This is a genomic window from Enterococcus sp. DIV1094, from assembly GCF_017316305.2.
Classification (GTDB): Bacteria; Bacillota; Bacilli; order Lactobacillales; family Enterococcaceae; genus Enterococcus_B; species Enterococcus_B mangumiae.
Window position 1 is genome coordinate 2515908 of record NZ_CP147250.1, and the last position, 23082, is coordinate 2538989.

General features: G+C 41.2%; 18 protein-coding genes. All 18 read left to right on the top strand.

Going from position 1 to position 23082, the window contains the following annotated elements; translation table 11 throughout:
* The 18 genes from purQ (at position 1) to typA (ending at position 22861) form a co-directional block, all read left to right on the top strand.
* A complete protein-coding gene (gene purQ, locus DOK79_RS12025) occupies positions 1–675 on the top strand; it encodes a phosphoribosylformylglycinamidine synthase subunit PurQ (RefSeq protein WP_206857933.1) in 675 nt (224 codons plus the stop codon).
* The gene (purL, locus tag DOK79_RS12030; RefSeq protein ID WP_206857931.1) at positions 676–2898 is read left to right on the top strand and encodes a phosphoribosylformylglycinamidine synthase subunit PurL; all 2223 of its coding nucleotides are present in this window, start codon (positions 676–678) and stop codon (positions 2896–2898) included.
* The gene (gene purF, locus DOK79_RS12035; protein ID WP_206857929.1) at positions 2883–4322 is read left to right on the top strand and encodes an amidophosphoribosyltransferase; all 1440 of its coding nucleotides are present in this window, start codon (positions 2883–2885) and stop codon (positions 4320–4322) included. Before purL ends, purF begins: the two co-directional genes overlap by 16 nt.
* A 30-nt stretch (positions 4323–4352) precedes the next feature.
* Complete coding sequence (gene purM / locus DOK79_RS12040; protein WP_206858017.1) at positions 4353–5396, top strand: phosphoribosylformylglycinamidine cyclo-ligase; 1044 nt, start codon at positions 4353–4355, stop codon at positions 5394–5396.
* Positions 5393–5968, top strand: a complete 576-nt coding sequence (gene purN / locus DOK79_RS12045; protein ID WP_206857927.1) for a phosphoribosylglycinamide formyltransferase — start codon at positions 5393–5395, stop codon at positions 5966–5968. Before purM ends, purN begins: the two co-directional genes overlap by 4 nt.
* Positions 5968–7500 (top strand): bifunctional phosphoribosylaminoimidazolecarboxamide formyltransferase/IMP cyclohydrolase, encoded by a 1533-nt coding sequence (purH, locus tag DOK79_RS12050; protein WP_206857925.1) that lies wholly within the window; start codon positions 5968–5970, stop codon positions 7498–7500. Before purN ends, purH begins: the two co-directional genes overlap by 1 nt.
* Before the next feature lie 15 nt (positions 7501–7515).
* Positions 7516–8781 (top strand): phosphoribosylamine--glycine ligase, encoded by a 1266-nt coding sequence (purD, locus tag DOK79_RS12055; protein WP_206857924.1) that lies wholly within the window; start codon positions 7516–7518, stop codon positions 8779–8781.
* 118 nt (positions 8782–8899) lie between these two features.
* Positions 8900–9814, top strand: a complete 915-nt coding sequence (locus DOK79_RS12060; RefSeq protein WP_206857923.1) for an aldo/keto reductase — start codon at positions 8900–8902, stop codon at positions 9812–9814.
* A gap of 105 nt (positions 9815–9919) precedes the next feature.
* Entirely contained in the window at positions 9920–11074 is a 1155-nt protein-coding gene (locus DOK79_RS12065) for a hypothetical protein (protein ID WP_206857922.1), read from the top strand.
* A 237-nt stretch (positions 11075–11311) separates the two neighbouring features.
* Positions 11312–12289 (top strand): GMP reductase, encoded by a 978-nt coding sequence (guaC, locus tag DOK79_RS12070; RefSeq protein WP_206857920.1) that lies wholly within the window; start codon positions 11312–11314, stop codon positions 12287–12289.
* A 110-nt stretch (positions 12290–12399) separates the two neighbouring features.
* The gene (locus DOK79_RS12075; RefSeq protein ID WP_206857919.1) at positions 12400–13833 is read left to right on the top strand and encodes a PLP-dependent aminotransferase family protein; all 1434 of its coding nucleotides are present in this window, start codon (positions 12400–12402) and stop codon (positions 13831–13833) included.
* A gap of 530 nt (positions 13834–14363) precedes the next feature.
* The gene (gene pdhA, locus DOK79_RS12080) at positions 14364–15473 is read left to right on the top strand and encodes a pyruvate dehydrogenase (acetyl-transferring) E1 component subunit alpha (protein WP_010735671.1); all 1110 of its coding nucleotides are present in this window, start codon (positions 14364–14366) and stop codon (positions 15471–15473) included.
* 2 nt (positions 15474–15475) lie between these two features.
* Positions 15476–16453: an alpha-ketoacid dehydrogenase subunit beta gene (locus tag DOK79_RS12085; RefSeq protein WP_206857917.1), complete on the top strand. Its 978-nt coding sequence runs from the start codon at positions 15476–15478 to the stop codon at positions 16451–16453.
* A gap of 23 nt (positions 16454–16476) precedes the next feature.
* Entirely contained in the window at positions 16477–18084 is a 1608-nt protein-coding gene (locus DOK79_RS12090) for a dihydrolipoyllysine-residue acetyltransferase (RefSeq protein ID WP_206857914.1), read from the top strand.
* A 7-nt stretch (positions 18085–18091) separates the two neighbouring features.
* Positions 18092–19498, top strand: a complete 1407-nt coding sequence (gene lpdA, locus DOK79_RS12095; RefSeq protein WP_206857913.1) for a dihydrolipoyl dehydrogenase — start codon at positions 18092–18094, stop codon at positions 19496–19498.
* Between the two features lie 163 nt (positions 19499–19661).
* Positions 19662–19937: a UPF0223 family protein gene (locus tag DOK79_RS12100; RefSeq protein WP_206857908.1), complete on the top strand. Its 276-nt coding sequence runs from the start codon at positions 19662–19664 to the stop codon at positions 19935–19937.
* Between the two features lie 4 nt (positions 19938–19941).
* Positions 19942–20709, top strand: coding sequence for an inositol monophosphatase family protein (locus DOK79_RS12105; RefSeq protein WP_206857906.1), 768 nt, complete (start codon positions 19942–19944; stop codon positions 20707–20709).
* A 322-nt stretch (positions 20710–21031) separates the two neighbouring features.
* Positions 21032–22861, top strand: coding sequence for a translational GTPase TypA (typA, locus tag DOK79_RS12110; protein ID WP_206857903.1), 1830 nt, complete (start codon positions 21032–21034; stop codon positions 22859–22861).
* The last annotated feature ends 221 nt before the right edge of the window (positions 22862–23082 follow it).

Below are 23082 nucleotides of genomic sequence, written 5' to 3' on the forward strand. Positions count from 1 at the left end.
ATGAAATTTGCCGTGATTGTTTTTCCTGGATCAAATTGTGATGCTGATTTACTTTGGGCGATCCGTGATGTGATGGGCGCAGAGGCGGACTATGTTCGTTATGATGAAACTTCTCTTGAGGGCTATGATGGGGTGTTGATCCCTGGTGGCTTTTCTTACGGCGATTACTTACGTAGTGGGGCGATTGCTCGTTTTTCTGCAATCATGGATGAAGTGATCCGTTTTGCGGAAGAAGGTAAACCTGTTTTCGGTACATGTAATGGCTTTCAAGTATTGACGGAAGCAGGATTATTACCAGGCGTCCTAAGAAGAAACGACTCACTGCGCTTCATTTGTAAATCAGCGGCACTGAAAGTCAACAACCAATCCATGTTCACTTCAGAATATGACGAAAATGAAGTCATTGAGTTGCCAGTAGCACATGGAGAAGGCAATTATTTTTGTGATGAAGAGACACTTCAAGAACTGATCGACAACAACCAAATCGTGTTTACATACGAGGGAGAAAATATTAACGGCAGTGTAGCGAACATTGCGGGAATCACAAATAAAGCGGGAAATGTGCTAGGGATGATGCCTCATCCAGAACGAGCGGTGGAAGCATTGCTAGGCTCAGAAGATGGCAAACGTTTCTTTGTTTCCCTATTGAAGAATTTCGGAAAGGTGACTGCATAAATGAAAACAATGATCGAACCAACTGCATTAGAAATCAAAGAACAAAAGATTTATACGCAATGGGGATTGACGGATGAGGAATACCGTATGATCGAAGAAGATATTTTAGGTAGAATGCCTAACTATACGGAGACTGGTTTGTTCTCAGTGATGTGGAGTGAACATTGTTCTTACAAAAATTCAAAACCGATCCTAAAGAAATTCCCTACGAGTGGGCCAAAGGTGTTGCAAGGCCCAGGTGAAGGTGCGGGGATCGTCGATATTGGCGATGGTCAAGCAGTAGTTTTTAAAGCAGAAAGTCATAATCATCCTTCAGCAGTTGAACCCTATGAAGGGGCTGCGACTGGTGTTGGTGGCATTATTCGCGATATTTTCAGCATGGGCGCACGTCCGATCGCTTTACTTGATTCTTTGCGTTTTGGTGAATTAGATAATCCTCGCACCAAATATCTTTTAGAAGAAGTCGTTGCGGGTATCGGTGGCTACGGCAATTGTATCGGTGTACCGACGGTTGGCGGCGAGATCGCCTTCGATCCTTGTTATGAAGGCAACCCATTAGTGAATGCGATGTGTGTTGGTTTGATCGACCATAAAGATATCCAAAAAGGTCAAGCATCAGGTGTGGGCAACTCGATTATGTATGTGGGCGCTAAAACAGGTCGTGACGGTATCCACGGTGCGACGTTTGCCTCTGAAGAGTTTAGCCAAGAAGAAGAACAACAACGTTCAGCAGTCCAAGTAGGCGATCCGTTTATGGAGAAATTATTGTTAGAAGCTTGTTTGGAATTGATTTTGGAGCACTCAGACATTCTAGTAGGTATCCAAGATATGGGAGCGGCAGGTCTTGTTTCCTCTAGTTCAGAAATGGCTTCAAAAGCTGGATCTGGCTTGATCTTGACCTTAGATGATGTGCCGCAACGTGAATCGCACATGACACCTTATGAAATGATGTTGTCTGAATCACAAGAACGGATGTTGATCTGTGTGAAGGCAGGTGCAGAAGCGCGTGTCCAAGAACTATTCCAAAAATACGACTTAGATGCAGTAACGATCGGAAAAGTGACGGATGACGGTCAATACCGTTTGTATCATCATGGAAAAGAAGTAGCAAATCTTCCTGTCGATGCCTTGGCAGAAGATGCGCCTGTGTATCATAAAGAAATGGTTGAACCTGAACGGATGGCGAAATTCCGTGAATTAGGCCAATACCAACCAGTGATTTCTGATCCGAACGAAACGTTGACAGCTTTGCTGAAACAACCAACGATTGCGTCTAAGCGTTCGATTTATGAAACCTATGATTCTCGTGTGCAGACGAATACAGTCGTGGCTCCTGGTAGTGATGCGGCAGTCTTGCGGATTCGTGGCACGAAAAAAGCGTTAGCGATGACGACAGATTGTAATGCTCGCTATATTTACCTTGATCCAGAAGTTGGTGGCCAGATCGCAGTTGCAGAAGCAGCACGCAATATCGTAGCTAGTGGTGGTCAACCATTAGCGATCACTGACTGTTTGAATTATGGCTCACCGGACAAACCAGAAGTCTTCTGGGAGTTAGCTTATTCAGCTGACGGGATCGCCAAAGCATGTGACATGTTGGAAACACCTGTGATCTCAGGGAATGTTTCTTTATATAACGAAACAGACGGACAAGCGATCTATCCTACACCGATGATCGGGATGGTCGGATTGATCGAAGCGCATGAACATATCACGACCCAAGGATTCAAACAAGCGGGCGATTTGATCTACGTGATCGGTCAGACGTTTGCGGACTTTAATGGGAGCGAATTGCAAAAGATGCAACTTGGTCGAATCGAAGGAATGGTCGAACATTTTGATCTAACGAACGAAAAAGAAAATCAAAACTTAGTATTGGAAGCAATCAAAGCGGGATTGATCCAAAGTGCGCATGACTGTGCAGAAGGCGGCTTAGCGGTGGCTATCGCTGAATCAGCATTCACCAATGGATTGGGTGTATCGACAACAGTTGATTTGCCAGTCGCTCACCTGTTTTCTGAAACACAATCACGTTTTGTCGTATCCGTGACAAAAGAAAATCAACAAGCATTTGAAAAGTTAGCTGGTAATCGTGTGACGCTCCTTGGTCACGTGACTGAACAGGAACAATTAGTGGTACAAGCGAGTGATGGAAGCATTGACTTGCCAGTCGCTTCTGCGAAACAGTCTTGGGAGGAAGCAATCGAATGTCTTATGAAGTAAGAAGTATCAATGAAGAATGTGGAGTGTTTGGCGTTTGGGGACATCCCCAAGCTGCCAACGTCACTTATTTTGGTTTGCATAGTTTGCAACATCGGGGACAAGAAGGCGCTGGTATCGTATCGAATGATGAAGGGAAGTTATATGGTCACCGTGATCTTGGATTGCTTTCAGAAGTTTTCAAAGATCCACGAAAACTAGCTGCATTATCGGGACAGGCAGCGATCGGTCACGTTCGTTATGCCACCGCTGGCAATGGCAGCGTGGATAATATCCAACCTTTCTTGTTCAAGTTTTATGATCAATCGATCGGATTGGCTCATAATGGGAATCTGACGAATGCGCGCTCGTTGCGCACGTCTTTAGAAAAAGATGGCGCTATCTTTCATTCAAACTCAGACACAGAGATTCTGATGCATTTGATCCGTCGCAGTAACGAAGAGACATTTTTAGACCGACTGAAAGAAGCGTTGGCTGAGGTAAAAGGAGGATTTGCCTACCTTTTATTAACAGAGGACTCAATGGTTGCGGCCTTGGATCCAAATGGTTTCCGCCCATTAGCCATTGGTCAGATGAAAAATGGGGCGTATGTCATTACTTCTGAAACGTGTGCGTTAGAAGGAATCGGCGCGCGTTTCGTACGTGATGTCTTACCTGGAGAAATCGTGATCATCAATGATGAAGGGTATACGATCGAACAATACACAACTGAAACGCAATTGGCGATCTGTTCAATGGAATATATTTATTTTGCCCGTCCTGACTCTGATATTGCGGGGATCAATGTTCATACGGCACGTAAAAATATGGGGAGACGTTTAGCAGCCGAAGCACCAATCGATGCAGACATGGTGGTTGGTGTGCCAAATTCTTCTTTGTCTGCGGCAAGTGGCTATGCTGAAGCAAGCGGGATTCCTTATGAAATCGGATTGGTGAAAAATCAATACGTGGCTCGTACGTTCATCCAACCAACGCCAGAATTAAGAGAGCAAGGTGTTCGAATGAAGCTTTCTGCGGTTCGTGGTGTTGTTGAAGGCAAAAAAATCATTATGGTCGATGATTCGATCGTTCGTGGCACGACGAGTCGAAGAATCGTGAATTTATTAAAAGAAGCTGGCGCAAAAGAAGTCCATGTACGTATTGCTTCTCCGCCATTAAAGTATCCTTGCTTTTATGGCATTGATATCCAAACGAGAAAAGAACTGATTGCAGCGAATCATTCGATCGAAGAGATCAGAGAATGTATCGGCGCTGATTCGTTGGATTTCTTAAGTGAAGAAGGATTGATCGACGCCATCGGGTTGCAAAAAGATGCACCCTATTCAGGGCTATGTATGGCTTATTTCAACGGCGATTATCCAACACCGCTGTATGACTATGAAGAGAAATACCAAGAATCTTTAAAAGAAAAAGTATCATTTTTTTAGGTGGAGCAAATGAAGGGAGCAAGTAATCAAATGGGCAATGCGTATGCAAAAGCAGGCGTGGACGTAGAAGCGGGCTACGAAGTCGTGGATCGCATCAAAAAACATGTGAAGAAAACAGAAAGAATCGGTGTGATGGGTTCGCTGGGCGGATTCGGTGGCTGTTTTGACCTTAGCACGTACAAGTTAAAAGAACCGGTCTTAGTTTCTGGGACAGATGGTGTAGGTACTAAGTTAGCGGTAGCTATCGCCGCAGATCGTCATGAAACGATCGGTATCGATTGTGTAGCGATGTGCGTCAATGATATTTTGGCGCAAGGAGCAGAACCTTTATACTTTTTAGATTATCTAGCAACAGGAAAAAATGATCCGGAACGGTTAGAAAAAGTCGTCGCTGGTGTGGCAACTGGTTGTGTATCAGCCAATATGGCATTGATCGGTGGAGAAACAGCAGAAATGCCTGGCATGTATCAAGGAGACGATTATGATTTAGCTGGTTTTGCGGTAGGAATCGCAGAGAAAAAGCAATTGATCACTGGTGAAACGATCGCCGCAGGAGATATCTTATTAGGGTTGCCTTCAAGCGGTATTCATTCAAATGGCTACTCTTTAGTTCGCAAAATCTTTTTAGAACAACAAGGATTTTCGTTGGAGGAAACAATCGAAGGGTTGGATGCTCCGTTAGCAGATGTATTGCTCGAACCGACGAAAATCTATGTTTCAACCTTATTGCCATTAGTCAAAGAAGAAAAGATCAAAGGGACTGCGCATATTACAGGTGGCGGGTTTATCGAAAATATTCCTCGGATGTTACCAGAAAATATGGCTGCAAGCATCAAACAAGGCACGTGGCCGGTTTTACCGATTTTTGATGCGCTACAGAAATATGGTGAGATCCCTGCCCATGAAATGTATGAAATCTTTAACATGGGGATCGGCATGGTCATTGCTGTGGCGCCAGAAGATGCGGCTGGGATCATCGAGAAGATCCGTGAGTCTGGCGAAAAAGTGTACCAAATCGGTCAAGTGGTACCGTTTGTTGACCAAAAAGTAGTGATCGAAGAGGGAAAAAAATGAAGATTGCCGTATTTGCTTCTGGAAATGGCAGTAACTTCCAAGCATTAGTCGATTATTTCAAAAAGAATCAACTTTCTGCGACGATCGACTGGTTATTCTGTGATCAGCCAGAGGCGTATGTCTTGCAACGTGCTAAAAAAACCGGGACTGCTTTTACTAGTTTTTCACCAAAAGAGTTTGCATCAAAGTCGGAGTATGAACAAGCGATCCTTGAAGAGTTGGACAATCGAGGAATCGATTTGATCGTGTTGGCTGGCTACATGCGCATCGTTGGTGAAGACTTGCTCGCGGTTTATGAAAATAAAATGATCAATATCCATCCCTCGTTATTACCGGATTTTCCTGGTTTGCATGGGATTAGGGATGCTTTTGAGGCAGGAGTAGATGAAACAGGTGTAACCGTTCATTATATCGATCGTGGTGTCGATACAGGCCCAATCATCCGTCAAGAAAAAGTGACGATCGAAAAAGAGGATACATTAGCCACATTAGAAGAAAAAATCCATCAGATCGAACATCGAATCTTTCCAGAAGTGATCGCAAATTTAGTAAATATGGGAGATGTAAAATAATGACAAGAGCGTTAATAAGTGTTTCAGATAAAACTGGGATCGTTGAGTTTGCGAAAGGATTACGTGCTGCGGGTATCGAGATCATCTCTACAGGTGGGACGAAAACAGTATTAGATGAAGCAGGGATCGATACGATCTCCATCGATGAAGTGACTGGCTTTCCTGAGATGATGGATGGCCGAGTAAAAACGTTACATCCTAAGATCCACGGAGGATTGTTAGGGCGACGAGACATCGAGAGTCATATGGCAGCGATGGAAGAAGAAGCGATCCAACCAATCGATGTTGTCTGCGTCAATCTCTATCCATTCAAAGATACGATCCTAAAACCGGAAACGACTGAAGCGGACGCGATTGAAAATATTGATATCGGTGGTCCAAGTATGCTGCGCAGTGCAGCCAAGAACCATGCCTTTGTGACAGCCGTCGTTGACCCATTCGATTATGAGGTTGTTTTGGCAGAAATCAAAAAAGACGGTCAAACGACCCTTGAAACACGCAGAAAATTAGCGGCTAAAGTTTTCCGACATACAGCTGCTTATGATGCGTTGATCGGTCAATATTTGACTGATGCTGTGGGCGAAAAAGAGCCTGAAAACCTAACACTTACTTATACGCGCAAACAAGATCTACGCTATGGCGAAAATAGTCATCAAGAAGCTGCGTTTTATCAGTCTGCTTTACCAGTGGAATACTCAATTGCACGTGCAGAACAATTGCACGGGAAAGAACTTTCTTTCAATAATATTCGCGATGCAGATGCTGCTTTACGTATCATGAGAGAATTTACAGAACCGACAGTCGTTGCATTGAAACACATGAATCCATGTGGCATCGGAAGCGGGGAGACGATCTTCTCAGCTTGGGAAGCTGCTTATGCTGCTGATCCAGTATCGATCTTTGGCGGGATCATCGTGTTGAATCGTGAAGTCGATTTGGCTACTGCCCAAGCAATGACTCAATTGTTTTTGGAAATCATCATCGCTCCTAGTTTTAGTGAAGAAGCACTTGCTGTTTTGAAAACCAAGAAAAATCTCCGCTTGTTACAAGTTGATTTCGCAAATGTGGCGGAAAGTGCCAATGAAATGGTATCAGTCCTTGGTGGTTTATTGATCCAACAAGATGATGTTGCAATGGAAGAACCAGAAAGTTGGACTGTCGTAACTGATCGCCAACCTACGAAAGAGGAAGAAGCTGCGATGGCTTTTGCATGGAAAGCGGTAAAACACGTTAAATCTAATGCTATCGTTGTAGCCAATCAGCAGCAAACTCTTGGTATTGGCGCAGGTCAAATGAATCGTGTCGGTTCAGTCAAGCTTGCGATCGAACAGGCAGGGGAAAAAGCAGAAACCGCAGCTTTAGCAAGTGATGCGTATTTCCCAATGGATGACTCTGTCGAATACGCTGCGAAGCATGGTATCAAAGCGATCATCCAACCTGGTGGAAGTATCAAAGATCAAGCGTCGATCGACATGGCAAATAAACATGGCATTGCGATGGTATTTACTGGCGTACGCCATTTTAGACACTAAGAGGGAGCGAATAAAATGAAATGTTTAGTTATTGGCTCCGGCGGACGGGAACATGCAGTCAGTAAGAAACTTGCAGCTAGCCCGTTGGTCGAAGCGGTATATTGTGCCCCTGGAAATCCGGGGATGAAAAAAGACGGGATCAGACTAGTGGATCTTGCGGAAACAGATCATGAAAAACTGATTGGATTCGCTCAAACTGAAGGCATCGCATGGACGTTCGTAGGTCCAGAGGTTCCCTTACTTAATGGGATCGTTGATGATTTCCAAGCAGCTGGACTAGCTATTTTTGGTCCAACGAAATCAGCGGCATTGATCGAAGGTTCAAAGAGTTTTGCTAAAGAACTGATGGCACGTCAAGGAATTCCCACCGCAGATTCACAAACTTTTACAAGTTTTAGTGAAGCGAGAACCTACATTGAAGCAAAAGGTGCGCCAATCGTCATCAAAGCAGATGGATTAGCTGCTGGTAAAGGGGTCGTTGTGGCAGAAACACTTGAAGACGCAGTCAACGCCGCTTCAGAGATGTTAGAAAATGATCGATTTGGTGCGAGTGGGCAGCGAATCGTCGTAGAAGAATTTTTGTCTGGCGAAGAATTTTCTTTACTTGCTTTTGTTCGCGACACAGAGGTTTATCCAATGGTGATCTCGCAAGATCATAAACGAGCTTATAATGAAGATAAAGGGCCAAATACTGGTGGAATGGGCGCGTATACACCTGTACCGCAAATTCCTCAATCAGTGGTCGATCAGGCGATCGAAGAAGTGTTGAAACCAGCAGCACAAGGCATGAAAGAGTTAGGACGCTCATTTACAGGTATTTTATATGCTGGTTTGATTGCTACGACTGATGGTCCGAAAGTGATCGAGTTCAATGCTCGTTTTGGTGATCCGGAAACGCAAGTTGTCTTGCCTCGCCTGAAAAGTGATTTAGCAGAAATTATTGATCGTCTGTTATCAGACAAACCGATCGAGTTGACCTGGGAAACTGAAGGATGTCGCCTAGGTGTGGTGGTGGCGGCAGAAGGTTATCCAGGAACTTATCAAAAAGGTACGTTACTCCCAGATTTTTCATCTGACACAGAAGTTTCAGTCTATTATGCTGGGGTCGAGGAAGAATCAGGAGATCTGGTAAGCTCAGGAGGGCGTATCTATCTGGTAGAAGCAAGTGGTCAAACCATCGAAGAAGCGCAAGAAAAAATATACTCTGTTTTAAAAGTCAAGAATACTGACCATACTTTCTATCGGACGGACATCGGCTCTAAATCCTTGATGCCAAAGTAAAAGCTGTGTAAAAAGATAAAACTATTTTTTGCTGAAAAGGAAAAATAGTTTTATTTTTTTTGAAGCCTTTTCATGGTGGTTATGGTAAAATCGAGGTGGTAAGAAAGGATGAGATTTGATGAAAAAGATTCGTTTAGGGGCTTCTGACCAGCTCGTATCCTCCGTCATTTTAGGCTGTATGCGTTTGAATGGTTCTGAACAACCTGAGAAAGTGATTGAAACAGCTTTTGAAAATGGCATCAACTTTTTTGACCATGCGGATATTTACGGTGGTGGGGACTGTGAAACGATTTTTGCTCAAGCGTTAGCAAAAACTTCGCTAAAACGTGATGAATTATTTATCCAAACAAAGTGCGGGATCGTCCCAGGAGTGATGTTTGATTTTTCAAAAAAACATATCATTCAATCCGTGGAAGATAGTCTTCGTCGATTGAACATGGAGTATGTCGACGCATTATTACTTCACCGTCCAGATACATTGGTTGAACCAGAAGAAGTGGCTGCGGCTTTTGATGAACTGGAGCAATCTGGGAAAGTTCGTTTCTTCGGTGTGAGCAATCAAAAACCGATGCAAATCGAATTGTTGAAAAAATATGTCCGTCAACCGTTGTTGGCGAATCAATTGCAGTTTGGTCTTAAACACTCAGAAATGATCGATCAAGGAATCCATGTGAATATGACTGATGAAGCAAGTGTGGACCATGATGGCAGTATCTTAGATTACTCACGTTTACATGACATGACGATCCAAGCGTGGTCGCCATATCAATATGGTTTCTTTGAGGGAGTGTTTATCGGCAACGAGAAATTCCCTGAATTAAATCAGTCGTTAGAAGAACTGGCAGAAAAATATCAGACAACACCAACTGGTTTAGCTTCTGCTTGGATCTTACGTCATCCAGCTAATATGCAAGTCATTGCTGGAACGATGAATCTTAAGCGAATTGAAGAAATCGCTAAAGCATCAACGATCGATATGACTAGAGAAGATTGGTATGCACTATACCGCGCAGCTGGCAACATTTTGCCATAAAACAAAAGATATCATTGACCGACTCTCTGTTTTTGGATGAGCAAGAGAGTCGGTTTTATAAAAAGAAAAAAACGATGAGTCGCATCGAAGAAAAGAGGAGAATCAATGGACAAAAACCTAAGAAATTTATTGCAAAATGAGAGAAAACACTTATATAGCGATTTTAGTGCAATACATAAAACACAACAAAAGCTTTATAAAGAGATCATCAAAGAACAAAATAATTTATTAAATAGATATCCTAAAAATGAAAGACAAGCAAGAGCACTCGTTGATGCAATCAATTCCTATGATGCTAAGGTAGATAAATGGGTTGTTAATGCCATGAAAATGGAGAAAATAGAGAAGCATATCAAAGGTATTCGCTTAAAATTACATGCAGGTATACAGCAACCGAGTAAGGCGTTTAAAAAAATGGGGTATCAAGAAAATTCAGCAATCAATCTGCTTGAGAAACGGAATGAGACTTTCTATCCGAAGGTATTCCATGGATTGATTGAAAAAGTCAGTTCTTTCCATAGCCCGGGTTTCACTTTCACTCATGGAGAAGCGAAAATTCCAGAAAAGGTTGACTTGGATTTAAGCAAAAAGACGCTCCAAGTTCGTAAAGATCGTTTGACAGCTGAACTGAAAGTGCTACATAAAGAAGTGCATGAATGGAAAAATGAATTAGAAGGATTAACGAAACAAGTGTTAAAGAGTCAGAAAGATATACAAAATCCCGATTTTCGAACGGACTTCATAACAGGGTTGGAATCTCATCATTCAATCGATAATATTACTAGACCAGTGCTCGATTCGGTCGAATCATTACATTCAAGTATGTTGAGTTACGGTGCTGCGTTGATTCATTTACATAAAAAAGACGAACAGCTCTTTGAAACTAGAGAAAAAATCAATAGCAGTAAGGAGTATGTTGAGGGTAGTAAGACCTTAAAAGAGTTGAATTATAAGCGTGGAGATGCGCTTGCAACTCTAACAAAAGTGCATAGAAACCACTATACGCCTAAAGTGTTAGGAGCCATTGATTATATAAGGAGTCAAGGAGCAGAAGTTGAGCGAGCGGTCAATGTACATAGACGATTAGATACTAAAAATAATATTCAAATTCGGCGAGACTTGCAAACTGGTGGTTCTTTTGCAGATCGGACTAATGCTGCGAAAGACCAAGCAAAAACGATGCAAAACAGACGGTTGGGAATTATTAATCAAGATAAAACTCGTAAGCCAAATGATAGTAAACAAAAAAGTGATCGTTGATAGGGATTGTGACGAATCAAACGAACAAGCAAAGATTAATACGAAAAAGCGAACATTTTTAAAAATGTTTGCTTTTTTTAACGAAAAGTTAATTAATGATAAAATACAGTTTTTTTATTATAAAAAGCTTGATTTTTTATTTGATTTACGTTAAATTACATGAGGTGCTAAAAATAAGCACGAAAAAAGAAGGTAATGTTCGTGTTTTGACGAATATAATCCCGAGAGGAAGATATGATGAAAGTATTTGATTACGAAGATATTCAACTAATTCCTAATAAATGTATCGTAAACAGCCGTTCAGAATGTGATACTACAGTGAAATTAGGTTCACATACATTTAAGATGCCTGTTGTACCAGCTAATATGCAAACGATCATTGATGAAACGATTGCGGAATTTTTAGCTGAAAATGGTTATTTCTATATCATGCATCGTTTTGAAGAAGAAACACGAATCCCGTTTATCGAAAAAATGAAAGAAAAAAACTTGATCTCTTCTATCAGTGTTGGTGTGAAGAAAGACGAGTATGCCTTTGTAGAAGAATTAGCAGCAAAATCTCTTGTGCCTGATTATATAACAATCGATATTGCTCATGGACACTCGAATGCTGTGATTGCGATGATCCAACATATCAAAAAGCATTTACCGGATACATTTGTGATTGCTGGGAATGTAGGGACACCAGAAGCGGTTCGCGAACTAGAAAATGCCGGCGCAGATGCAACTAAAGTGGGGATTGGCCCAGGAAAAGTGTGTATCACAAAAATCAAAACTGGTTTTGGTACTGGTGGCTGGCAACTAGCAGCGTTAAGATGGTGTGCAAAAGCAGCACGTAAACCAATCATTGCAGATGGCGGGATCCGCACACCTGGAGACGTGGCGAAATCTGTTCGTTTTGGTGCAACGATGGTGATGATCGGCTCATTATTTGCTGGACATGAAGAATCACCGGGAGAAACAAAAGTAGAAAACGGAGTTGTCTATAAAGAATACTTCGGCTCTGCTTCTGAATTCCAAAAAGGCGAGAAGAAAAACGTCGAAGGTAAGAAAATCTGGATCCAACATAAAGGATCATTGAAAGATACGTTAGTCGAAATGCAACAAGATTTACAATCTTCCATTTCATATGCTGGTGGACGCGATTTAGAATCGATTCGAAAAGTTGATTACGTGATCGTTAAAAACTCGATTTTTAATGGAGATACGATTTAATTCAAAAGAAAAGGATTGGTAGGAGAAATCTTACCAATCTTTTTTTTGATATTTTTATTTCTTTTGAAACTAAGCTACAATAGTAGAAAGTAAATTATTGGAGAATAAATATGTGGACGAAAGTAAACAAAAATAAAGGGTCTGCCTACCAACAGGTCATGGACCAGATCGTAAAGAAAATCGAAAGTGGTCAATTGCAGCCAGGGGATAAGTTGCCTTCTGAACGATTATTTGCTGATTTTTTTGGCGTGAATCGTACGACAGTCGTTCATGCGTTAGATGAGTTGAAGGGATTAGGTATCTTGGAAAGTCGCCGAGGGAGTGGGCGGTTTATTAGTTCTTTGACGTGGGGCGATTTTTCAGAACCAAGGATCGATTGGCGACAGCTGATTTCAGCTCGGTATGGAAAAATAGTCGATACTTATGGAGAAAAGGTCAAAGAGGCAAGTCGAAAATCTGATTTTTTAGATCTCTACTCAAGCGAGATGCCAGTTGATGTACTTCCAAATGTCGAAATGCCCAATTATACATTAGAAGGTATCATAAAAGAAGAACAAGCCGTTTCGGTGTTTGGCTATCAACCATTGATGGCGCAAATCAGAGAACGATTGGTGAAAACTAACGGATTTTCGTTTAAAAAAAGTCAACTGCTAGTCACTGGCGGAGGGCAACAAGCGATTTTTCTTATTTTACAGACGATTTTGTCAGTAGGAGATGCAATTGCTGTCGAATCACCCACCTTTTTTTACGGTTTACCTTTGTTCAAAGCCTTAGGTACAAGGTTATTTGGTATTCCGATGGATGAGCATGGGATTGATTTAGATCGTTTAGAAGAAGCCATTCTCAAACATAAAATCAAAGCGGTCTTGGTTAACCCTAACTTTCAAAATCCAACAGGTACAGTGATGTCTGCTGAAAGGCGCCAACATTTGGTCGCGCTTTGCCGCAAATATAAACTACCGATCATTGAAGATGACGTGTTTTTTGATTTAGCATTTTCTCCTGAAACACAAGCGGCTATCTCTCCGATCCATGCTATTGATCCAGAGAATGTTTTATATGTAGGTTCGCTATCTCGGCTTCTAGGGGAAACAACAAAAATCGGCTGGATCGTCGGTCCAGCTATTCTTATCCAACGATTATCTGAAGCGCAGAAAATGATGGACGTTTCTTTGAGTATCTTTACACAAATGGCCGCCACTGCGGTTTTTGATTCTTCGTTTGAACAGAATATGACAAGTCTTCGTCAAAGATTAGAAACGAACAGCCAACTTATACGGGAATGGATCGATTCCCAAGATTTCTTTCAATTAGCGCCTCTTTCGGGAGGTTACTACGCATGGTTGACTTGGAACGGTGGAAAAATGACTAAGGCATTAGCAGAAAGATTGTTGCGTGAGGGGGTAGGTGTAGCTCCAGGTTATCTTTTTGGTGAAGAAAAGGGGTTAAGGATCAACTATAGTCGTTTAGAAAGGCAACATCTTCCGTTGTTCATTGCACAAATGGATAAACTCCGTCGCTGGTTGGAGGAAGAAGGACATTAGAATACGCCGACAGAACGAAAAGAAGAGGTAACTTTAGTTATTTTTTCTTTTCGTTTTTGTTTTGTGAAAAAATTTCTCTAAAAATGGACGAATTGCTTATAAATCAAAAGAAATGTGCTGTTGTACAGGCTTATTGTTTGTAAAAAAGCCCTTAATAAGGATAAAATTAAAGTAGGTGATTTGTGTAATCACTCACTATTATGTAAAAAATTAATACAGTGGTTGTTAAAAGGTTGTAACAACTAGGATGCAGAAATGAAACGGTTGTTATAATAGTGGAAGATCATCTCTTTGTTCTTTTAGGAAAAATGTAAACCGCTTACTACATTGTGATTGCCTTCACTATTTCAACAGAGATAGCGATTGTTATAATTTTTTTAAATGGTGAAAATTTGTGCTTAAAGCTTGTATTTCGGAGGAATACATGATAATTTATTAGTGAAGCCGGAGAAATAGTGATACAGATATCGTCACTGTTTCAACGCGGAATGAAGAGAGTTTCTTATAGATGAGAGAGGAATGTGTGATAAATGGCAAACAAGAAAACACCTATCGACTTCCAAGCGTTGCTTGAAGAAGTCAATTCAGATTTTCCGGTATACCAAGCACTTGATCAAGATGGGAAAGTAGTTAACCCTGATCTTGTTCCAGATTTAACAGATGAAGAGTTAGTAGAATTGATGACTAGCATGGTTTGGTCTCGTGTATTGGATCAACGTTCTACAGCATTGAACCGTCAAGGACGCTTAGGATTCTTTGCGCCAACAGCCGGTCAAGAAGCAAGTCAATTAGCTAGTGCCTTCGCATTTGATAAAGAAGATGTACTATTACCAGGTTACCGTGATGTTCCACAATTGATCAAACACGGCTTACCTTTATCTCAAGCATTTTTATGGTCTCGTGGACATGCAGCTGGGAACTTCTATCCAGAAGAATTGAAAGCTCTACCACCACAAATCATTATCGGTGCTCAATACGTCCAAGCAGCAGGTGTTGCATTAGGACTTAAAAAACGTAACAAGAAAAATGTTGTCTTCACTTATACAGGTGATGGCGGTTCTTCTCAAGGTGATTTCTATGAAGCAATCAACTTTGCTGGTGCTTACCATGCGAATGCAGTCTTCTACATCCAAAACAACGGATTTGCGATCTCAACACCTCGTGAAAAACAAACAGCAGCTAAAACATTAGCGCAAAAAGCAGTAGCAGCTGGAATCCCTGGTATCCAAGTGGATGGTATGGACCCATTAGCTGTGTACACTGTTTCAAAAATGGCACGTGACTGGGCAGTATCTGGTAACGGTCCAGTATTGATCGAAACATTGACTTACCGTTATGGTCCACATACATTATCAGGTGATGACCCAACTCGTTACCGTGAAAAAGATGTTGACGATGAATGGCAATTGAAAGATCCATTGATCCGTTTCCGTAAATACCTAACTGAAAAAGGATTATGGAGCGAAGAAAAAGAAGAAGCAGTAATCGAACAAACAAAAGAAGAAATCAAAGCAGCGATTGCAGAAGCTGATAAAGTTCCAAAACAAAAAGTTTCAGATTTCTTGAAAAATATGTTCGAAGAAACACCACAAACAATCAAAGAACAAATTGCAATCTATGAAGCGAAGGAGTCGAAATAACCATGGCACAAAAAACAATGATTCAAGCAATCACAGATGCCTTAGCACTTGAACTTGAAAACGACGAAAACGTACTCGTTTTTGGTGAAGATGTCGGCAAAAACGGAGGCGTATTCCGTGCAACAGAAGGATTGCAAGAAAAATTCGGCGAAGATCGCGTATTTGACACTCCTTTAGCAGAATCAGGTATTGCCGGATTAGGTTTCGGTTTAGCACTTGAAGGATTCCGTCCCGTTCCTGAAATCCAATTCTTTGGATTTATCTTTGAAGCGATGGATGAAGTTGTCGCACAAATGGCTCGTACAAGATACCGTATGGGTGGTACAAGAAATATTCCAGTAACGATCCGTTCACCATTTGGTGGTGGTGTCCATACACCAGAATTGCACTCAGATAACTTGGAAGGATTGATTGCTCAATCACCTGGTATCCGTGTAGTAATTCCATCAAACCCATATGATGCAAAAGGATTATTGATTGCTTCTATTAGAAGTAATGACCCTGTTGTCTTCTTGGAGCATATGAAACTTTATCGTTCATTCCGTGAGGAAGTGCCAGATGAAGCATATGAAGTGCCATTAGACAAAGCAGCAGTGACTCGCGAAGGAACAGATGTATCGATCATCACTTACGGTGCAATGGTTCGTGAAGCAATCAAAGCCGCAGACAATCTTGAAAAAGAAGGAATTTCTGTTGAAATCGTTGACCTAAGAACAGTTGCTCCTTTAGATGTGGAAACTATCATCAACTCTGTTGAAAAAACAGGCCGTGTCGTTGTCGTTCAAGAAGCACAACGTCAAGCAGGTGTAAGCACTCAAGTGATTTCTGAAATCTCTGAGCGTGCGATTCTTTCATTAGAAGCTCCAATCGGACGCGTTTCTGCGCCAGATACTGTTTTCCCATTCGGTCAAGCAGAAAACATTTGGTTACCAAATGCTTCTGACATCGAAGCAAAAGTTAAAGAAATCGCAGAATTTTAAGGAAAGAAAGGACGTTAAACCCCATGGCTTACCAATTTAAATTACCTGATATCGGTGAAGGTATCGCAGAAGGTGAGATCGTTAAATGGTTTGTTCAACCAGGCGATACGATCAATGAAGACGATACATTATTAGAAGTTCAAAATGACAAATCAGTGGAAGAAATTCCATCTCCAGTAACAGGAACAGTTAAAAGCATCGTTGTTCCAGAAGGTACAGTTGCCAATGTTGGCGATGTATTAGTAGAAATCGATGCACCAGGACATGAAGACAATGAAGGTAGCGAAGGCGTTGCAGCAACTGAGCAAACACCTGAAAAACCAGCTGCTGAACCAACAACAGAAAGTTCATCTGCATCAGCAGGAGCTTCTGAAGGCGGCGTATTCCAATTCAAATTACCTGATATCGGCGAAGGTATCGCAGAAGGTGAAATCGTTAAGTGGTTTGTGAAAGCCGGCGACACGATCAATGAAGACGATACGTTATTAGAAGTACAAAATGATAAATCAGTGGAAGAAATTCCATCACCAGTGACAGGAACAGTCAAAAACATCGTTGTTTCAGAAGGTACAGTTGCGAATGTTGGTGACGTCCTTGTTGAAATCGATGCACCTGGACACAACAGTGCACCTGCAAGTAAACCTGCTGAATCTGCAACATCAGAAACAAAAGTTGAAACTTCAGGTTCTTCAAGCGTAGCAGAAGCAGCTGATCCAAACAAACGTGTTCTAGCTATGCCATCTGTTCGTCAATTTGCTCGCGAAAAAGACGTAGATATCACTCAAGTTGCAGCAACTGGAAAAGGCGGACGTGTGACAAAAGAAGATATCGAAAACTTCTTATCAGGCGGAGGCGCTTCAGCACCTGCTGAAAAACCAGCAGAAACAAAAGCAGCTCCAGCGAAAGCATTCAAATCTAACTTAGGCGACTTAGAAGAACGTGTAGCATTGACTCCGACACGTAAAGCAATCGCCAAAGCAATGGTCAACAGCAAACAAACAGCTCCTCATGTGACATTACATGATGAAGTAGAAGTAACGAATCTTTGGGATAACCGTAAGAAATTCAAAGAAGTTGCAGCTGCTAATGGCACGAAATTAACGTTCTTGCCTTATGTTGTCAAAGCATTGACTGCTACAGTGAAGAAATTCCCAATCTTGAATGCTTCAGTTGATGATGCAAAACAAGAAATCGTTTATAAAAACTATTACAACATCGGTATTGCAACAGATACAGACCACGGTTTGTATGTACCGAATGTGAAAGACGCTGACCGTAAAGGCATGTTTGCGATCGCAGACGAAATCAACGAGAAAGCGAAACTTGCACATGATGGTAAGCTAGCTGCTGATGATATGCGTAACGGTACGATCACGATCAGTAACATTGGTTCAGTTGGTGGCGGCTGGTTCACACCAGTAATCAACTACCCAGAAGTAGCAATCTTAGGGGTAGGAACAATTGCTCAACAACCAATCGTCAATGCTGAAGGTGAAATCGTTGTTGGTCGTGTAATGAAATTATCATTGAGTTTCGATCACCGAATCGTCGATGGTGCGACAGCACAACAAGCAATGAATAACATCAAACGTTTATTAGCTGATCCAGAGCTATTAATGATGGAAGGATGAGAAACAAATGGTAGTTGGAGATTTTGCTGTTGAATTAGATACAGTTGTAATCGGTGCGGGACCTGGTGGCTATGTAGCTGCCATCCGCGCTGCTGAAATGGGCCAAAAAGTAGCGATCATCGAAAGAGAATACATTGGCGGCGTTTGTTTGAACGTTGGATGTATCCCTTCTAAAGCATTGATTGCTGCGGGTCATCATTATCAAGAATCACTTGATTCATCAATGTTTGGTGTGACAAGTGAAAACGTCACTCTTGATTTTACAAAAACACAAGAGTGGAAAGACAACAAAGTAGTAAAAACATTGACTTCAGGTGTCGGCTACTTGTTGAAAAAACACAAAGTTGAAACGATTGAAGGGGAAGCATTCTTCGTAGATGATCATACATTACGTGTGATCCATCCGGATTCTGCTCAAACTTACTCATTCAACCATGCAATCGTAGCAACAGGTTCACGCCCAATCGAAATCCCAGGATTTAAATTTGGCGGCCGCGTGTTAGATTCTACTGGTGCTCTAGGTCTGACAGAAGTTCCTAAAAAATTCGTCATCATTGGCGGAGGAGTAATCGGTGCAGAACTTGGCGCAGCTTACGCAAACTTAGGTTCTGAAGTAACGATCCTTGAAGGTTCACCACAAATTTTACCAACGTATGAAAAAGACTTAGTAAAATTAGTCGAAGACGACTTCAAGAAAAAAGGCGTAACAGTCGTGACAAATGCAATGGCTAAAGAATCTGTTGACAATGGCGACAGCGTTACTGTCAAATATGCAGTAGATGGCAAAGAAGAATCAGTTACTGCTGACTACGTGATGGTCACAGTTGGTCGTCGTCCGAACACTGAAGATATGGGCTTAGAACAAGCCGGTGTTGAAATCGGTGAACGTGGGTTGATCCCAGTGGACAACCAAGGACGTACGAATGTATCAAATATCTTTGCAATCGGCGATATCGTTCCTGGTGCAGCTTTGGCTCACAAAGCAAGCTATGAAGCGAAAATCGCAGCAGAAGCAATCTCTGGTAAAAAAGTTGCTGTTGACTACAAAGCAATGCCAGCTGTTGCCTTTACTGATCCTGAATTAGCATCAGTAGGGATGACGATCAAAGAAGCAAAAGAAGCTGGACTAGAAGCAACTGCCTACAAATTCCCATTCTCAGGGAACGGTCGTGCGTTATCATTAGGTAAAACAGAAGGCTTTATCCGCTTAGTGACAACGAATGAAGACAATGTTATCATCGGTGCACAAATCGGCGGAGTCGGTGCGAGTGATATGGTTTCTGAACTTGCCTTGGCAATTGAGTCAGGTATGAACGCTGAAGATATCGCGTTGACGATCCATCCACATCCATCATTAGGTGAGATCACAATGGACGCAGCTGAATTAGCTTTAGGTTTACCAATCCACATTTAAACAAACAAAACAGCTTTCTCTTAGATGAGGAAGCTGTTTTTTTATTGCCCTTTTATTTATTATAAAAATATTATGTAAACTATATTAGAAAGAGAAACCATTTGGAAGAAGACTTCTTCCTATGATAAACTGAAGAAGATGAAATGAATAGGAGAAATCGTAAATGAATGAATATCAATATCCTTTAGATCTAGATTGGACGACCGAAGAAATGGTTATCGTGATGAACATGTGGGAAAGCCTCGAAAAAGCAAATGAACAGGGGATCAATAACCAAGAGTTTCTAAAAACGTATCAAGAATTCAAAACGGTGATCAAATCGATCGGAGAAGAAAAACGTTTAGGGCGTGAATTTGAGAAAGCATCAGGTTATTCACTTTACCGTACAGTCCAAGCAGCAAAGAAAAATACGAACAAAATGTTAAAAATGAATGGGTGAGACGATGGGAAAAATGATTGAAGAGATAATCAGCTGGTTGATCGCAGCGAAAGAAAAGATCATCTTAGCGCAAAATGAGCAACTAATGATCGATGAAAAAAGCAATCGTAAAGATTTAGTTACAAACATGGATCGCGAAATCCAAGCTTTTCTGATCGAGAAGATCCATTCAGCCTACCCTCAGGCAAAGATATTGGCAGAAGAAGAAGGATATAGTGACTTACCTGATTTAAGCGGACAAGTCTTTATCATTGATCCCATCGATGGTACGTTGAATTTTGTTGTGCAAGGCGAAAACTTCTGTATCATGCTTGCTTACTATGAAGATGGTATTGGTCAATTAGGTTTTATCTATGATGTTATGCGGGATGAGTTGTATTGGGGCGGTAAGAAAATTGGTGTTTACAAAAATGATATAAAATTACCTCAACCAAAAGATCTTCCCCTTGAAAAAGGGTTAGTAGCGATCAATAGTTATCTTTTTGGTCATGATCGTTTCAATATCCACGCAATCGGTGAGCAAAGCATCGGCGTTCGGATGTGTGGCTGTGCAGGGTTGGAATTGATTGCGATGCTAAAAGGAAACCATATTGGCTATATTTCTAATTTAAGCCCTTGGGACTACGCAGCAGGCAATGTGTTACTCGATGTATTTGGTATGAAATACAGCGGCTTTTCTGGTGATCCGTTAACTTTCCATGGAAGAGAATATTACTTAGCCGCAACACCGACAGCTTATGAAACGATTCTTGAGATGCTTGAATTTGAATAGTTTAGAGATATTGCCTTGTTTACTTTAATGTCAATAAGCTGAGAACCATTGGATTTTTTGCTTTAGGATGGTTTTTAGCTTATTTTTGTTGATTACTTATAATTTAATCGAGTAAACAATCGATATTTTTTAAGTGAAACGCTGTTTATTTTTCATAAATTCGGATTTTTCGAGCTGTTTTGATTATAAAAATGGGTAAATTATTAATTTTCTCGAAAAAATGAAAACATTTCACTATATTTCATGAAAAAAGTTTGGTATAATAAACAGTCGAGTAAAATTGCCCTGTGATAAAGAATCGATAAAAAAGGAGTTACTTAAATTGAATAAAAGAAATGACATCCGTAACGTAGCGATCATCGCCCACGTTGACCACGGAAAAACTACATTGGTTGATGAACTATTAAAACAATCTGACACATTAGATGCCCATACTCAATTACAAGAACGTGCGATGGACTCAAACGCACTTGAACAAGAACGTGGAATCACGATCTTAGCCAAAAATACAGCGGTTGATTATAAAGGAATTCGTGTAAACATCATGGACACACCTGGACACGCGGACTTCGGTGGTGAAGTAGAGCGTATCATGAAAATGGTTGATGGTGTTGTATTGGTCGTTGATGCCTATGAAGGTACGATGCCACAAACACGTTTCGTATTGAAAAAAGCCTTAGAACAACATATCACACCAATCGTTGTTGTGAACAAGATCGACAAACCATCTGCACGTCCAGAGTTTGTCGTAGATGAAGTATTAGAATTATTTATCGAATTAGGCGCAGACGATGATCAATTGGATTTCCCAGTGATCTACGCATCTGCTTTAAACGGAACATCAAGCTTGTCTGATGATCCAGCTGATCAAGAACCAACAATGGCACCGATTTTTGATACGATCATCGATGCGATCCCAGCACCGATCGACAACAGCGAAGAACCTTTACAGTTCCAAGTATCATTACTAGACTACAATGATTACGTTGGACGTATCGGTATCGGCCGTGTTTTCAGAGGAAAAATCAAAGTGGGTGATCAAGTAGCCTTGATCAAACTTGATGGCACCGTGAAAAAATTCCGTGTCACAAAACTATTTGGTTTCTTTGGCTTACAACGTCTAGAGATCCAAGAAGCAAAAGCCGGTGACTTGATTGCCGTATCAGGGATGGAAGATATCTTCGTTGGGGAAACAGTCACACCTGTCGACCACCAAGATGCGTTACCAGTCTTGCATATCGATGAACCAACACTACAAATGACTTTCTTAGTCAATAACTCACCATTTGCTGGTCGTGAAGGTAAATATGTAACATCACGTAAAATCGAAGAACGTTTGATGGCTGAATTGCAAACAGACGTATCTTTACGCGTAGAACCAACAAACTCACCAGATGCTTGGACAGTTTCAGGTCGTGGGGAACTTCATTTATCGATCTTGATCGAAAACATGCGTCGTGAAGGCTATGAATTACAAGTGTCACGTCCAGAAGTCATCGAAAGAGAAATCGATGGCGTGAAATGTGAACCATTTGAACGTGTTCAAATCGATACACCAGAAGAATATATGGGAAGTGTCATCGAATCATTGAGCCAACGTAAAGGTGAAATGCAAGACATGGTTCATACAGGAAATGGTCAAATCCGTTTGACATTCTTGACACCTGCACGTGGATTGATCGGTTACTCAACAGAGTTTCTTTCAATGACTCGCGGTTACGGAATCATGAACCACACATTTGACCAATATCTTCCAATGCTTCCTGGCCAAATCGGCGGACGTCACCAAGGTGCATTAGTGTCTATCGATACAGGAAAAGCTACAACGTATTCAATCATGAGTATTGAAGAACGTGGTACGGTATTCGTTGAACCAGGTACAGAAGTCTATGAAGGCATGATCATCGGCGAAAACAGCCGTGACAATGACTTGACTGTCAACATCACAAAAGCAAAACAAATGACTAACGTCCGTTCTGCAAACAAAGACCAAACGTCAGTGATCAAGAAACCTAAACAATTGACACTTGAAGAATCATTAGAATTCTTGAATGACGATGAATACTGTGAAGTAACACCAGAAAACATCCGTCTAAGAAAACAAATCTTAGAAAAAAATGCGCGTGAAAAAGCATCTAAAAAGAAAAAATAATCGTGATGATCGAACCTCAGAAAACAATCTCTGAGGTTCGTTTTTTTTGTATCTTTAAAACTAAATGAAGATTAGACCTTTTCCTTGATAAATAGAGATAAATAACGCTGTTCTTTCAATTTTTACAAGTTGATATAGAAAAAATGGCGTTATCAAAAAAAGTTTTTCGTTTTAAACTTAACAAAGTAAAGTTTACCTATATTTATAGACATGGATGGAAG